General features: G+C 57.1%; 14 protein-coding genes. 12 read left to right on the plus strand and 2 right to left on the minus strand.

Going from position 1 to position 14,107, the window contains the following annotated elements; genetic code table 11:
* The first annotated feature begins 55 nt into the window (after positions 1–55).
* From EV681_RS04260 to galE, 11 genes are all read left to right on the plus strand, one after another.
* Positions 56–1,408, plus strand: a complete 1,353-nt coding sequence (locus tag EV681_RS04260; RefSeq protein WP_242612133.1) for a 3-deoxy-D-manno-octulosonic acid transferase — start codon at positions 56–58, stop codon at positions 1,406–1,408.
* Positions 1,409–1,411: 3 nt separating this feature from the next.
* Positions 1,412–2,272: a biotin--[acetyl-CoA-carboxylase] ligase gene (locus EV681_RS04265; RefSeq protein WP_128396080.1), complete on the plus strand. Its 861-nt coding sequence runs from the start codon at positions 1,412–1,414 to the stop codon at positions 2,270–2,272.
* A gap of 4 nt (positions 2,273–2,276) precedes the next feature.
* Positions 2,277–3,077 (plus strand): type III pantothenate kinase, encoded by an 801-nt coding sequence (locus EV681_RS04270; RefSeq protein ID WP_165392937.1) that lies wholly within the window; start codon positions 2,277–2,279, stop codon positions 3,075–3,077.
* Between the two features lies 1 nt (position 3,078).
* Positions 3,079–3,240: a hypothetical protein gene (locus EV681_RS22480; RefSeq protein WP_165392938.1), complete on the plus strand. Its 162-nt coding sequence runs from the start codon at positions 3,079–3,081 to the stop codon at positions 3,238–3,240.
* Positions 3,240–3,911, plus strand: a complete 672-nt coding sequence (locus EV681_RS04275) for an alpha/beta hydrolase (protein WP_128396082.1) — start codon at positions 3,240–3,242, stop codon at positions 3,909–3,911. Before EV681_RS22480 ends, EV681_RS04275 begins: the two co-directional genes overlap by 1 nt.
* A gap of 85 nt (positions 3,912–3,996) precedes the next feature.
* Positions 3,997–5,304 carry a D-alanyl-D-alanine carboxypeptidase family protein gene (locus EV681_RS04280; protein WP_128396083.1) on the plus strand — a complete coding sequence of 436 codons (1,308 nt, stop codon included), beginning with the start codon at positions 3,997–3,999 and terminating at the stop codon, positions 5,302–5,304.
* Between the two features lie 18 nt (positions 5,305–5,322).
* Positions 5,323–6,189: a D-amino acid aminotransferase gene (locus tag EV681_RS04285; RefSeq protein ID WP_130303369.1), complete on the plus strand. Its 867-nt coding sequence runs from the start codon at positions 5,323–5,325 to the stop codon at positions 6,187–6,189.
* Complete coding sequence (locus tag EV681_RS04290) at positions 6,189–6,464, plus strand: DUF493 family protein (protein WP_128396139.1); 276 nt, start codon at positions 6,189–6,191, stop codon at positions 6,462–6,464. The genes EV681_RS04285 and EV681_RS04290 overlap by 1 nt, the downstream gene beginning before the upstream one ends.
* The gene (gene lipB / locus EV681_RS04295) at positions 6,464–7,090 is read left to right on the plus strand and encodes a lipoyl(octanoyl) transferase LipB (RefSeq protein WP_130304015.1); all 627 of its coding nucleotides are present in this window, start codon (positions 6,464–6,466) and stop codon (positions 7,088–7,090) included. Before EV681_RS04290 ends, lipB begins: the two co-directional genes overlap by 1 nt.
* 292 nt (positions 7,091–7,382) lie before the next feature.
* Positions 7,383–8,363 carry a lipoyl synthase gene (gene lipA / locus EV681_RS04300; RefSeq protein ID WP_128396085.1) on the plus strand — a complete coding sequence of 327 codons (981 nt, stop codon included), beginning with the start codon at positions 7,383–7,385 and terminating at the stop codon, positions 8,361–8,363.
* Between the two features lie 353 nt (positions 8,364–8,716).
* The gene (gene galE, locus EV681_RS04305) at positions 8,717–9,751 is read left to right on the plus strand and encodes a UDP-glucose 4-epimerase GalE (RefSeq protein ID WP_128396086.1); all 1,035 of its coding nucleotides are present in this window, start codon (positions 8,717–8,719) and stop codon (positions 9,749–9,751) included.
* 53 nt (positions 9,752–9,804) lie between these two features.
* Here galE and EV681_RS04310 read toward each other — a convergent pair whose 3' ends face one another.
* Both EV681_RS04310 and pgi read right to left on the minus strand, forming a co-directional pair.
* Positions 9,805–10,914 (minus strand): glycosyltransferase, encoded by a 1,110-nt coding sequence (locus EV681_RS04310; protein ID WP_130303370.1) that lies wholly within the window; start codon positions 10,912–10,914, stop codon positions 9,805–9,807.
* Complete coding sequence (gene pgi, locus EV681_RS04315; RefSeq protein WP_130304016.1) at positions 10,911–12,443, minus strand: glucose-6-phosphate isomerase; 1,533 nt, start codon at positions 12,441–12,443, stop codon at positions 10,911–10,913. The genes EV681_RS04310 and pgi overlap by 4 nt, the downstream gene beginning before the upstream one ends.
* 294 nt (positions 12,444–12,737) lie before the next feature.
* On the opposite strand from pgi, the gene EV681_RS22675 reads away from it, so the two are divergent.
* Positions 12,738–14,012, plus strand: coding sequence for a sugar transferase (locus EV681_RS22675; protein ID WP_130303371.1), 1,275 nt, complete (start codon positions 12,738–12,740; stop codon positions 14,010–14,012).
* Positions 14,013–14,107: the final 95 nt, after the last annotated feature.

Raw genomic sequence — 14,107 nt, forward strand, 5'->3', positions numbered from 1 at the left:
TCCCGGTACCTAGAATCAGAACATGAATCGCTTTTTTTATACTGCAACCCTAAGAATGGCCTCACCTTTGCTGCTGTGGTGGCTGCAACGGCGTGCGCGCAAGGCTGGCGGCGTTTGGGATATCCGCGGTCCCGAGCGATTTGGTCGCTATACCGAAAGACAACAGGCCGGCCCGCATGACGAAGATGAGGGTTATGCAGAATCGGTGTTTGGTTTTGCCCGGCCGGTGTGGGTGCATGCCGTCAGCCTGGGCGAGACGCGGGCCGCCCAGCCGTTGGTGCAGGCGCTACTGGACCAGGGGTTGCCTGTCCTGCTGACGCATTTTACGGAAACCGGCAGGTCAATCGGCGGCAAACTATTTGCGCCGGCCATCAATACCGGCAGATTGTGCCAGGCGTGGATGCCTTACGATTTTCCCGAAGCCGTGCAAGGATTTCTCGATTACTGGAAGCCACGCTGCTGTATTCTGATCGAACGCGAAATCTGGCCCAATATGGTGGCTCAGACCAAGAAGCAGAACATTCCCGTTATTGTGGCCAGTGCGCGCTTTTCACCGGCGTCGCTGCGCCGCGGACAACTGCTGGGCAGCGTGCTGCGCAAGGCGTTGACCAGTATTGATCTGATTCTTACCCAGACCCACATTGACGCAGCGCGTCTTGCGGAAATCGGCGTCAAGCGCACGCGCGTGGTGGGTAACCTGAAGTTTGACCTGCGCATCTCGCCCGAGCAGTCGCATATGGGACAGGTGGCGCGGCGTCATATCGGGCGGCCTGTCATTGTGATTGCCAGCACCCGGGAAGGCGAAGACGAGTTGTTTACCCGCGCCATAGCCGAGGTAAAAAAGACCTATCAGGCCGAGTGGAACGAACAGGGCGGAGCAGAGCGGCAAGGCGCATCGGGCATCGCCCCCAATCGGATGCCGCTGTTTGTCCTGGTGCCCCGGCACCCGCAACGCTTTGATCTGGTCGCCGGCTATCTGGCCGATGATGGCCTGAGTGTTTGCCGGCGCAGCGCCTTTCCGACTGATAACGAGTTGCGCACCGCCGATGTATTGCTGGGCGACTCGGTTGGGGAAATGTTTTTCTTTTATGGTCTGGCTGACGTGGCCATCGTGGCGGGCAGTTTTGCCGAGCTGGGTGGCCAGAACCATATCGAAGCCAGCGCGCTTGGCCTGCCTGTCATCGTGGGTCCGCATACCCGCAATTTTCAGCAATCGGTGGAAGATGCGCTGGCCGAGGGCGCTGCCCGCCGCGCCCAGACGCCGTCCGAGGCCATTGGCCTGGCATTGCGGATTCTGGAAAATCCTGAATTGCGCCTGGGCATGAGTCGCGCTGCCAAAGAATGGCTGTCCCTGCACGAGGGCGCTACCGATAGAATCATGTCTGCGTTGCAGCCTTATTTGAAGTAAACCATGTCCCTGTTACCGAGTGCCTCCGTCCTGCAAAAGACCCTTTATTCGGCATTGCCAGACTTTGCCAGTATTGCGTGGGTTGAGCAGATTGGTTCGACCAACGTCAATCTGATGCAGGAAGTCAGAAATACACAATCTGCCATGGGCCGACCGGCGCTGCTGGGTGCCCATACCCAGACCAGTGGACGTGGCCGGGCCGGACGGCGCTGGCAGGATACGCCAGGCTCCACGCTGATGTTTTCCTGCGCTTACGATGTATTTGTGCCGCCTGCGCGCCTGCCCATGCTGGCTCCGGTGGTGGGGATTGTCGCTTGTGAACAGTTGCGAAAAATCGCCGGCCCGGCCGTGCAGGATCGCCTGCTCATGAAGTGGCCCAATGATATTTTGTATGATCAGGCCAAGCTGTCCGGGTTGCTGGTCGAATCGACCCGGCCGCTGCAACGCGAATCGCAGCACCACCATGTGGTCATCGTTGGCATGGGAATGAATTTATCCAGCGCAGTAGCGCTGACCCAGCATCTGGGACGCAAGGTTGCCGACTGGACGTCGGTGCTGGGCGATATGAGCGATGATGCCGGTCGTTCGGAAGACATCGCCTTGTTGGTTGCCCGCATTGCCCGGGCGTGGCGTGACGCCTTTGCGCAGTATGAACAGCAGGGTTTTGCCGCTTTCATGGCGCGTCATGCGCAGGTCGATGCACTACGCGAGCAGCAGGTCAATGTGATCCAGGATGAGCGGATCGTCCTGTCCGGCGCCGCCCGTGGTGTGAATCAGGATGGCTGCCTGCTGGTTGAGTGCGCAGGGCAGCAGCACCCCATTACGATTGGTGATATTTCCATCCGGCCTGAAGGCCAGGGCTGACCTTATGCTGACCGTTCTGATTGACGCCGGCAACTCGCGCATCAAAGTGTCCCTTTTCGATTCGGCAGAGCGGTCTGCCGACACAGGCGTGCATGCCTTTGCCGCCGCAGACTTAAATGCCCTGGCCGATCTGATCAGGCAACTGCCGCAGGTGCCCGCCAGGGCGCTGGGCGTCAGTGTCACCACCGAGGCAATCCGGCAGGAACTGGACGCCATTCTTGCGCCTTGCCCGATCCAGTGGCAAACCCCGGAAGCACGACTGCTGCGGCTTAAAAACCGCTACTACAACCCGGCCGAGCTGGGGCCCGATCGCTGGCTTGGCCTGTTGGGTATTATGACTGCGCGACCCATTGACGGCCCGATGATGTTGGTCAGCTTCGGGACGGCGACCACGGTCGATACGATCGATGATCATGAAACTTTTCTGGGCGGGGTTATTTTTCCTGGTGTGAGCATGATGCAATCATCGCTGGGCGCAGGGACGGCCCGCCTGCCTGTTGCCCCAATGCCTGCGCAGGTTTGGCCGTCGTTTCCGCAAAACACCCAGGCGGCCATTGCCGCCGGAATTGTGGCTGCGCAAACGGGCGGCGTGATCAGGCAGTGGCAGCAGGTGACCGAACATCTGGGCCGCGCGCCGCTGGTTTTTGTCACCGGGGGCGCGCGCGCGGCGATCATGCCGGAACTGCAGGCGCGCATCGATTCATTCAGCGTCGATATGGGATTTGGTACAATACCACTCATCGAGAGCGAGTCGCCGGTCCTTGACGGCCTGCGCGCGCTTGCACAGCACTCAACGGACGCCTGATATGCGCACGCTTTTCTTTATTGTCGTCCTGGCCAATGTCCTTACTTACGGACTGGGCGCAGGCTGGTTTGGCCTCAAGCCGGGCGAATCGCGTCTGGGAGCGGCTGTCAAAACCCCCACCGAATTTCGCCCAGGCGCCATTGAAGTAGGGCCTATCCGCTAATGGCTATCCAGACTGAACCGTTTGAGACCGTCGGCCCGGCCGGCCGCATCGATTGCCTTGTCGACTGGCCAGATCCAGACCAGCCTCTACTGGGCTGGGCGCTGGTTCTGCATCCGCATCCGCTGCATGGCGGCACGCGCAACAACAAAGTGGTCACGACCCTGTCGCGCGCCTACGCGCAGGCAGGCTACGCCGTGCTGCGCCCTGATTTTCGCGGTATTGGCAAATCTGAAGGCAGTTTTGACCAGGCGCGCGGCGAAACCGCAGACATGCAGCATCTGGTTCAGGCGTTTTTGACTGCGCATCCCCAACTGGACGGCAAGCCGTGGCTGCTGGCCGGTTTTTCGTTTGGAACCTCGGTGGCGGCGCAGCTGTACTCGGTGTTACGCGAAGAGCAAACCCAGCCTCTGCCACATTTGCTGACCCTGGTGGGCACGGCAGTAAAACGGTTTACCTGGCGCGAGGTGGTATTGCCTGCAAACACAGTGGTCATTCATGGGGAGCGCGATGAAGTGGTACCGCTGCAGGAAGTTTTTGACTGGATCGTCAGCTATCGCATTGCCGTTACGGTTATCCCCGGCGCCACCCATTTTTTTCATGGCTATCTGATCGAATTGAAAAAACTGGCGCTCGACGCGTTGCAGCAGATGTCCGCCGAAACCGCCGTGTAACGCATTTTGTCCTGCAAGCGCTTATAATTCCTAACTGGCAGGCCCACCTCTTCTCAAATCCTTTCTTCTATCCGGATCCGTTTCCATGTTCCTACGTCGTATTGTTCTTATCCTGATCATCGTCCTGGTCGCAGGCGGTGCTTATGTCTTCTTCAATAAAACCAACAATAGCGCGCCCTCGGGCAGCACGCAGACAGCCACAGGTTCGGATACGACGCAGACCGGATCCGCTGCGCAGCCTGCTCCTACGACACCACCCAAGCCGGAATCACGCTCCAGCGTGCCGGTAACCAACGCCAGTACGCCGGTGCTTACCGAGGTGGCCGGTATGACGCCGCCGCAAACTAATGTCAAGGCATGGTTTCTGATTGATGCTACGTCAGGCCAGATTATCGGCAACCAGGAACCGGACCTGAAAGTGTCGCCTGCTTCACTGACCAAGCTGATGACTGCCAGCCTGGTCTTCTCGGCACTTGACGAAAACCGCATCCGGCCTGAACAGGAAGTGACCGTATCGGAAAAAGCCTGGCGCACCGGTGGTTCGCGCATGTTCATCCGGGTCAATACACAGGTGACTGTTGATGACCTGATCAAGGGCATGATTGTGCAGTCTGGCAACGATGCCACCATTCAACTGGCCGAAGTCGTGGCCGGCAGCGAAGATGTATTCGTGAACCAGATGAACAAGGAAGCGGCGCTGTTCGGTATGAACAACACCCACTTTACGGATCCGACCGGCCTGCCGGCACCGGAACACTACACGACAGTGCGCGACCTGTCGGTGCTGGCGCAGCATGTGATCAAGGATCACCCCAAGTATTATCATTATTTCAGCCAGCCTGAGTTTACCTACAACAAAATTCGCCAGCACAACCGCAATGGTTTGCTGTCCCGCAATATTGGCGTGGATGGCCTCAAAACCGGGCATACGGAAGATGCTGGCTATTGCCTGATCGCAGCAGCCAAGCGCGATGATCGTCGCCTTATTTCAGTTGTCGTTGGTGCGGCAACTGTGCGCGAACGCGAACAGGTCAGTCAGAACCTGCTGGACTGGGGCTATCAGAACTTTACCGCCAAACAGGTGGCTGCGGCTGATGCGCCGCTCATCAGCCCGCGCGTTTGGGAAGGCACTGTGAAAGAGGCCAAACTGGGTGCTGTCGACGGCGTCAGCGTGACCGTACCGCGCGGTATGGAAGACAAGGTCCAGACCATTACGCAGATCAACGGCAAGCTGGTTGCACCGCTGGCCAAGGGCCAGACAGTGGGCAATGTCCAGTTCGTGCTCAATGGCAAAGTCCTCAAGCAGGAGTCACTCACCGTTCTAGAAGATGTACCGCAGGCCGGCTTCTTCGGACGCATGTGGGACAAGGTCCTGAGCAGTTTCAATAGTTAATCTTTCGGGCAGAGTGTGGTGATACAGGGTATAGACAGCGACAGCATCGTTTATCTTAACGGTGAGTATGTGCGGGCCGACGAGGCAAAAATTTCGGTATTCGATCGGGGATTCATTTTTGGGGACGGCGTCTATGAAGTGGTGCCGGCCTATAATCGCAAGCCGTTCCGGCTGAACGAGCATGTGCAGCGCCTGGAGCGCAGCCTGAACGCTATCGGCCTGGCATCCGGCAAAACCCCCCAGTTCTGGGCGGGCCTCATGCAGGACATGATCGACCGCGCCAAAACCGACGATTCCTTTATCTATCTGCAGGTTACGCGTGGCGTTGCCAAACGTGAGCATGTTTTCCCAGTGCCTGCGGTTACACCCACCATTTTCTGCTCCAGCGGTCCGTTTATCCGGCCAACGGCAGAGCAGCGCGAGCGCGGTATTCGCGTGATCTCTGGCCCGGATGAGCGCTGGCTGCACTGCGATATCAAATCGGTGTCGTTGCTGGGCAATGTTCTGGCGCGCCAGGCGGCCGCCGAGCGTGGCGTGGATGAAGTTATCCAGTTTCGCAATGATTTCCTGACGGAAGGCTCGCTGAGCAACATGTGGGTGGTCAAAGATGGAACCTTGCTGGCGCCCATCAAAAACCACCTGATTCTTGAAGGCATCCGCTACGGTCTGCTGGCAACGCTAGCCGAGCGGGCAGGGGTGCCGTTTGAGGCCCGCAACATTACCCGCGCAGAAGTCTTTGCCGCCGATGAGATTCTTGTCACATCGGCGACCAAGGAAGTGTTGCCGGTTCTGGAACTGGACGGCGCACCGGTTGGAAATGGCCAGCCCGGCCCCATATACAGAAAGGTAAGGGCTGAATATGACAAGGAAATTTCCCGATTATGATGAAAGACATTCCACCAGAGCAATCGCTGATTGAATATCCCAGCGATTTTCCGATCAAGGTCATGGGTGTTCAGCATCCCGAGCTGGCCCAACTGCTGACCGACGTCGTGTTGCAGTTCGATCCGCAGTTTGATCCGGCTACGGTGGAAATGCGTCCAAGCAGCAAGGGCAACTACATCGGCCTGACATTCACCGTGCGCGCCACCTCCCGAGAGCAGCTCGATAATCTGTATCGTGCGCTGCACGGACATGCGCTGGTCAAAATCGTTTTGTGATGCAAGTACAGGTACGTCATCTGGACGGGCCTGCGCCCTACGAGCCGGTATGGCAGGCCATGAAGTCGTTTACCGAAGCTCGCCATAAAGAGACGCCAGACGAAATTTGGCTGGTAGAGCACTGTCCGGTCTATACACTGGGACAGGCCGGCAAGCCGGAACATTTGCTCAATACCGGGGCGATCGAGGTCGTCCAGTGCAATCGTGGTGGACAGGTTACCTACCACGGCCCGGGGCAACTGGTTGTCTATCCGCTGGTCGATTTGCGTCGCCAGGGCATTTACGTCAAGGAATATGTGGCGCTGATCGAGGATGTCGTGCTCGATACCCTGGCCAGTTTCGGCCTGCAACAGGCCTGTCGCAAGGCCGGGGCGCCCGGTGTCTATGTGCCGTTACAGGACGGCAGTCTGGCCAAAATCGCAGCGCTTGGCGTGAAAATCAGCCAGGGCTGCGCCTATCATGGTCTGGCCCTGAATGTGGATATGGACCTGCAACCCTTTGCCGGCATTAACCCCTGTGGCTACGCGGGTTTGCAAACCGTAGATCTGAAAACCATGGGCGTCAATACGACTGTGCAGGAAGTTGGCATGCGCGTGCTTGAGCGGCTGTTGCCCCGGTTTTCCTGATGCGCGTCGGGGGTTGCCCCAATGTGTTTGCTATAAGATCGGGACATAGCCAGGTCGTGGCCTGGCGGGGTAGGGGGCGGGGACGTTCCCCCCGGTGAATCTTCGCTTGTCCCCATCGTCCAGAAGCGCTGGCAACGCCTAAACTTATGGCGCTCTTAGGGTTTTTGCGGATAAGCCTCTATTAAGCGTTAAAATGAGCTGAAATTTCACGCGGTTTTCATAAACCACCGTGAGTCAATACAACCTGCCTTATTGCCGTAACGTCCATTCCCATAAGGGCCGTGACACCACTATGACTACAAACACAGCAGTAACTCCGACTGTCAAAGACGAACAGTACGACGCAACCAAGAAGCAGAAATCCTTCGACAAAACGTCGCGGATTCCTATCAAGATTATTCCGGTCGAGCGCCTGAAAAAGCCCGAATGGATTCGTGTCAAGGCGGCGGCGCCCAATTCGCGCTTTAACGACATCAAGAAAATCCTGCGCGAACACAATCTGTTCACGGTCTGTGAGGAAGCGTCCTGCCCCAATATCGGCGAGTGTTTCGGCAAGGGTACGGCGACCTTCATGATTATGGGCGACAAATGTACCCGTCGCTGTCCGTTCTGTGATGTGGGCCACGGTCGGCCCGATCCGCTGGATGTCAACGAGCCGTCCAATCTGGCCAAATCTATCGCCGCGATGCGCCTGAACTACGTGGTCATTACTTCGGTTGATCGCGATGATCTGCGTGATGGCGGCGCGGCCCACTTTGTGGAATGCATCAACGAGACACGTAGCCGCTCTCCCAAGACCCAGATTGAAGTGCTGGTTCCCGATTTTCGTGGCCGCCTGGACAAGGCGCTGGACATTTTCGGCAACGGCCTGCCGGATGTCATGAACCACAATCTGGAAACGGTTCCCCGCCTGTATAAACAGTCCCGTCCCGGTGCTGACTACATGCACTCGCTCAAACTGTTGCGCGACTGTAAACAGCGCTATCCGAACGTACCGACCAAGTCCGGCCTGATGGTGGGACTGGGCGAAACTGACGAGGAAATCCTGCAGGTCATGCGGGACATGCGCGATCATGATATTGATATGCTGACCATTGGCCAGTATCTGCAACCCTCAGAGCACCATTTGCCCGTGCTGCGTTACGTCCATCCCGATACCTTCAAAATGTTCGAGGAAGAGGCCTACAAAATGGGCTTTACGCACGCCGCGGTTGGTGCCATGGTGCGGTCATCCTACCACGCCGACGAACAGGCTCACGCGGCCGGCTACTGATCGCAGTCACGCAATTGTCGTGGCAGTTTGCAAAAAAGCGCAGTTCCTTTTTTTGAGGACTGCGCTTTTTTTTGATTTGAGCAACATGGCCTGTGATGCCGTCATGGGTCTGACTGGCGCTTAATCGCTTTGACGACGTTTCCAAAGCCTCAGGCCTGGCGGCATGGTTGCGGCCCTGGCTCCTGCTCTGCCAGGCGGGTGATGCTGATAATCTGGGCCGGTCTGTCGTTTTCCGATCAATTATCCCTCCATCTGCCCTTTTCAGTCGGTTGCCCCGCCGGTTTTGTGCCGGACATTGCACTATAATCCGGTCTATATACTCCGATCTGAATCTGCATAGTGGGAATCCCGGCATGAAACTTTTGATTACCGGCGGAGCCGGGTTTATTGGCTCACACACCGTTGTCGAATTGCTGAGTGCAGGACACGAGATTGTCGTGCTGGATAATCTGTCCAATAGCTCGGTCACATCGCTGAACCGGGTAGAGAAAATCACCGGCAAGTCTGTCATTTTTGTTGAGGGCGATATTCGCGACCGGCCTGTGCTGGATGCGCTGTTCGGCGCGCACAATATTGATGCAGTGGTGCATTTTGCCGGCCTGAAAGCCGTAGGCGAAAGTGTCCGGCAGCCATTGCGGTATTACGACAATAATGTGGGTGGGACAATCACGCTAACCGAAGCCATGGCCGATGCCGGGGTTCGTCGCATCGTTTTCAGCTCCTCAGCGACCGTCTATGGCGAGCCGGAGACCATGCCGATTGCCGAGACCTGTCCGGTGGGCAATCCCACCAATCCCTATGGCAGTTCCAAATTAATGGTTGAGCGCATCCTGCAGGACCTGGCAACGTCCGATCCGCGATGGTCTGTGGCGATTCTGCGCTATTTCAATCCTGCCGGGGCGCACGAATCCGGGTTTATCGGCGAAGATCCCAACGGCATTCCCAACAATCTGTTGCCTTACATTACCCAGGTGGCAGTAGGGAAGTTGGAAAAACTTGCCATATTCGGTAGTGATTATCCGACGCCCGACGGCACCGGTGTGCGTGACTATATCCATGTGGTGGACCTGGCTCAGGGTCATCTGGCCGCCTTAAATTTCATTCAGGATAAAACCGGCGCCCATATCTGGAATCTGGGTACGGGCAAAGGGTACTCCGTGCTGGATATCGTCAAGGCATTTGAAGAGGCGACGGCGGTGTCCATACCCTATACCTTATCACCTCGGCGCGAAGGCGATATAGCCGAGTGCTGGTCCAACCCCGAGAAGGCAAGCCGGGAACTGGGCTGGACGGCCAGGCGGGGGTTGTCATTGATGATGTCCGATAGCTGGCGCTGGCAAAAAAACAACCCACAGGGCTATCGAAGCGACGATAGCGACTCACAATAGCGGCAGGCGCCCGGACGGCTCGACAGGCCGCGTCCCAACCTGGGACAACAAGGCTAGCGCACGTCTTTGTATACGTTCATGGTGCTGTTGGCAAAGACCGACAGATTGAACAAAACTTCGGCGCGTTGCCGCGTATGCTGGGCCACGGTTGCCAAGGTAGCCGCATCGGGCAGAATCTGCGCAAGCAGGGCGCGCAATGCGGTGACGTCCTGTGTTGGCGTTACCCAGCCCGAGACGCCATGCTCCAGGTTCTCGGGCAGGCCGCCCGCATCACTCACGATGGTCGGCAGCCCACAAGCCATGCTTTCACGCGCAGCATAAGACAGTGCTTCCCGGTGCGACAGAACAAACCCCAAGTCGCTGGCGGCCAGCACGGGGCGCGTGTCATCCAGCAATCCCGGAAAGATCACCTGGTCCTGCATCTGCAGCCCGTTAATACTCAGGATAATATCGTCTGGTGGTGGGTCGCCAGCTACCACGATACGGCAACGTCTGCGTAATGCATCGGGCAACCCTGCCACCGCATACACCAGTTCCAGCCAGCCCTTTTCATAATCTGTACCACCGGTGCTGCCAAAGACAATCAGTTGCGGATCATCCACGCCCAGCAGACTTTGGCGAGCCGCGCTTCGCTCAGCACGGGTGGGTGGTGCAAAGTGCTGCACGTCAATGCCGTGATGAATCACGTGTATGGGAAAGCACGAGTACGCGCTGTCTGCGAACAATTCGGCCACGTAGTTGCTGACGGCAATGATGGCATCGGTGGCCAGCCAGGCACGCAGCCGGTGCCCGAGCGTATGCACAGAATGGTCGTTGTGTTTGGTAAAGACAATGCGCGGGCGTTGTTGCCGCGGCAACCCCAGGCAGGCCAGCATCACGTGCCGGTGATCCGCAGAAGCGTTGACGTGAATAATGTCAAATTGCTCCTGTCGGATCAATTGTCGCAACTGGCGTACTTCCGGAATCAGTTTGCCGATACGGGAGTTAAAGGCCTGTTCCGTGACCGTCACGCCGTCCAGCGCGCGGGCATAACGAAACAGCCTGCTGGTGCCGGGCGTGGCCAGCCAGCAGTCATGGTCGGCAAACTGTTGCAGCAGGTTCAGAATGTAAGTTACGTGCCCGCCGCCGTTGCGCTTGTGAAAATTGGTAAAGAGGATTTTCATTCCATTTGCGAGCGAATGCGTTCAATCCAGTAACGGGTAGAGGCGTCGTGCGGCGCCTGCGCTGCTGCGCCTTTCAATTCGGCGGTAATGTCCGTTGCCAGCACCTTGCCGTACTCCACCCCCCATTGATCGAATGGGTTCAGGCCCCACACCAGTCCCTGGACAAATACCTTGTGTTCATACAGAGCCAGCAGGGCGCCCAGCGAAAAAGGTGTCAGGCTGGGCATCATAATCAGGTTGGACGGACGGCCGCCCGGGTGGACCTTGTGTTTTGCCAGCTTACGGGCGTCGGTTTCCGACATCCCGGACTCCATGTTTTCACGCAACGCCTGTTCGAACGTCTTGCCGTTCATCAGCGCTTCGCGCTGGGCCAGGCAGTGCGCAAGCAACTGGATGTGGTGTTCTTTCCAGGCATGATCTTCGTGCTGGCAGGCAATGAAATCGACCGGTGCACCATCGCTGCCCTGGTGCAGCCACTGGAAAAACGTATGTTGTGCATCGGTACCCGGCATCCCCCAGACAGCCGGTCCGGTAGGTACGGTGATCGGTTGTCCATTGATATCGACTGATTTGCCCAGCGACTCCATTTCCAGCTGCTGGATATAGGGAATCAGGTTGGCCAGCCGGGAATCATACGCCGAAATATTGAGCGAGCCATAATCCAGGATACTGCGATTGGCAATGCCGGCCATGGCCAGTTGCACCGGCGCATTCTCTTGGATGGGGGAGGTCAAAAAATGGTCGTCCATGGCCTTGGCGCCGCTTTGCAGCCCCGCAACCACATCGGGTCCCACCGCCAGGCCGGCGGCGACACCCACGGCCGACCAGATGGAAAAGCGCCCCCCCACCCAGTCCCAGAACCGGAATATCTGGCTTTGCTGCAAACCCCATGCCTGGGCTGCCTCTGGGTTGGCCGTAACGGCAATCACCTGATTCAGCGGCTTGGTAATGCCTGCCGCCTGCATCCATTCAATAGCACGCTTGGCATTTTCCAGGGTTTCGGCCGTTTTGAACGACTTTGTGGCCACGACGATGAGTGTTTCGCGCGGATCCAGACCGGCAAGCCCCCCCTCGACGGCATGGCCATCGATATTGGCAACAAAACGGATATTGCGCCACATGCTGGCATAGCCAAAGGCGCCCACGACCAGGCGCACGCCCCAGTCGCTGCCACCAATGCCGATATGAACAATATTACGCCAGCGTCGCTCGCTGTCGCTGCGCCGAACAAATTCCAGCGCGCGCTTGCGCTCCTCGGCCACTTCTTCGATAGGGCGAGGGGCACGCAGTTGGGTGTGCCAGGCGGCCCGGTTCTCTGTAGTATTGACGGGTTCGCCGTCAAATAGCGCCTGTCGGGCAGCATTAAAGTTGCGTGCCTGGAGCAGGGCGGTGGCGGTGTCGAGCACCTCCGGACTATAGGTTTGGGCAGTCAGGTCGATCTGCATGCCACCGGCCTCGACAATCCTTGGCGCAGGGGCCATACGAGGCGCTGCGTTGATTGCCTTGACGTAAGCGTGCCATTGTGGCATTTGTGTCAATGGTTTGTGAAAGTCCGGTTCAGTATTCAAGTTGTTCCTGCCAAAAACAGTTCAGGGTTAAAGCCTGTCGGGCGATAGCGCCAAGTATACCGTAATGAGTTTATGAGAATGATTCTTCTTTATCTCAGAAACGCCCTGAAATACGGTGTCGCAGTCTATACAACCCTTTTCAATACTTTAATTTTTGAAGGGTGAAGTGTGACTTTTAAGCGGTAAACTAGCTGCTTTATTTTCCGATCCGTAGTGTAATGCGTGTCGTATATTATTATGGACCAGTCCTGAAACGTGAATGAACTAATTCCTACCCGCCGATTTGACCGTTTTTTTGAGCAACTCCTGTTCTCACGGGTGTTCTCAATTGCGATCGGCTGGAGTTTGAGCGTTGCGTTGCCTTACGTGCTGATGTGGGGGCCGCGGGCGGTCTGGTCGCCCGATAATGGCCAGGTCACGGCGGCTGCGGTCACCACGCTTGCGCTGGTCCTGTCCAACGTAGCAGTCTTCCGCCTGTTAACCCGTTACCCTGGTGGGCGCAATGTTGCCCTGGTCGCCCCTCAGGTTTTGGCGATCTATCTAATCCTGTCACTGATCGTATTGGTGTTTCGTCTGGAAGTATCACGATATCTGCTGTTTGCCAGCGGTATTGTGGCCTTGTTCTGGCTGCATATCGAATTTATGGCGCTGCAGCACCTGAAAAAGGTCAAACTGGCGGTCATCGACATGGGTCGCGCCGCCGAACTGACCAAGATTCCCTTCATCGACACCCGTATTCTAAAGGCGCCAGATCTCCAGGAAGTTCGCTATGACGGCGTGGTTGCCGATTTCGACGCCATTGACGGCACCTGGGAGCGCTTTCTGACGCGTTGTGTGCTCAAGGGCACCGCCGTCTACAATGCCAAGCATTTGCTGGAATCGCTCACTGGCAGGGTCTCGATCCGTAAAATGTCTGAAAATGATATCGGGTCGCTGTTGCCCAGCCGCAATTACGAACGTCTGAAGTTCCTGTTCGATATTGTTATTGTTTTGCTTACCTTGCCGCTGGTGCTTATTGTGTGCGCCGTTACCGCCGTGTGTATCCGGCTGGACAGTCCTGGCCCGATCCTGTATACCCAAACCCGCATTGGTCGCGGCAACCGGCCATTTATCGTATACAAGTTTCGCAGCATGGCCTGTACGGGTGACACGACCGAGGTCTTTGCGCGGGAAGACGATGGCCGCATTACCCGGGTGGGTCGTGTTATCCGGATGCTGCGCATCGATGAATTGCCGCAGTACATCAACGTGATTCGTGGCGAAATGAGCCTGATCGGTCCGCGACCGGAGCAGCCCAGTTTTGTCGAACAGTTTGATGAGCTGATTCCGTTCTATAGCTATCGGCACGTACTCAAGCCCGGCATCACTGGCTGGGCACAGGTTCGGTCCGGTTATGCGGCCGACGTCGATGAAACGCAGATCAAGATAGAACATGATTTTTATTACATCAAGAACGCCTCTTTTGCTCTGGATATTTATATAATTTTTCTGACGGTCAAGACGATGCTGACAGGATATGGCGCTCGATGATACGGGCATATTGGCCATTGGCATGAAACGGTATGCGGGTTGCTGGCAGCCAATAGCAACGGCAAAAACCGTTCATTGTTTTTCTACTGAGGCGT

The sequence above is a fragment of the Advenella incenata genome, assembly GCF_004217095.1.
In the GTDB taxonomy this organism is placed as follows: Bacteria; Pseudomonadota; Gammaproteobacteria; order Burkholderiales; family Burkholderiaceae_B; genus Advenella; species Advenella incenata.

Excerpts from the sequence above, each read along its gene's own strand:
- EV681_RS04260 (WP_242612133.1), top strand. The coding sequence starts at position 56 with ATGGCCTCACCTTTGCTGCTGTGGTGGCTGCAACGGCGTGCGCGCAAG.
- EV681_RS04265 (WP_128396080.1), top strand. The coding sequence starts at position 1,412 with ATGTCCCTGTTACCGAGTGCCTCCGTCCTGCAAAAGACCCTTTATTCG.
- EV681_RS04270 (WP_165392937.1), top strand. The coding sequence starts at position 2,277 with ATGCTGACCGTTCTGATTGACGCCGGCAACTCGCGCATCAAAGTGTCC.
- EV681_RS22480 (WP_165392938.1), top strand. The coding sequence starts at position 3,079 with ATGCGCACGCTTTTCTTTATTGTCGTCCTGGCCAATGTCCTTACTTAC.
- EV681_RS04275 (WP_128396082.1), top strand. The coding sequence starts at position 3,240 with ATGGCTATCCAGACTGAACCGTTTGAGACCGTCGGCCCGGCCGGCCGC.
- EV681_RS04280 (WP_128396083.1), top strand. The coding sequence starts at position 3,997 with ATGTTCCTACGTCGTATTGTTCTTATCCTGATCATCGTCCTGGTCGCA.
- EV681_RS04290 (WP_128396139.1), top strand. The coding sequence starts at position 6,189 with ATGAAAGACATTCCACCAGAGCAATCGCTGATTGAATATCCCAGCGAT.
- lipB (WP_130304015.1), top strand. The coding sequence starts at position 6,464 with ATGCAAGTACAGGTACGTCATCTGGACGGGCCTGCGCCCTACGAGCCG.
- lipA (WP_128396085.1), top strand. The coding sequence starts at position 7,383 with ATGACTACAAACACAGCAGTAACTCCGACTGTCAAAGACGAACAGTAC.
- galE (WP_128396086.1), top strand. The coding sequence starts at position 8,717 with ATGAAACTTTTGATTACCGGCGGAGCCGGGTTTATTGGCTCACACACC.
- EV681_RS04310 (WP_130303370.1), bottom strand. The coding sequence starts at position 10,914 with ATGAAAATCCTCTTTACCAATTTTCACAAGCGCAACGGCGGCGGGCAC.
- pgi (WP_130304016.1), bottom strand. The coding sequence starts at position 12,443 with ATGCCACAATGGCACGCTTACGTCAAGGCAATCAACGCAGCGCCTCGT.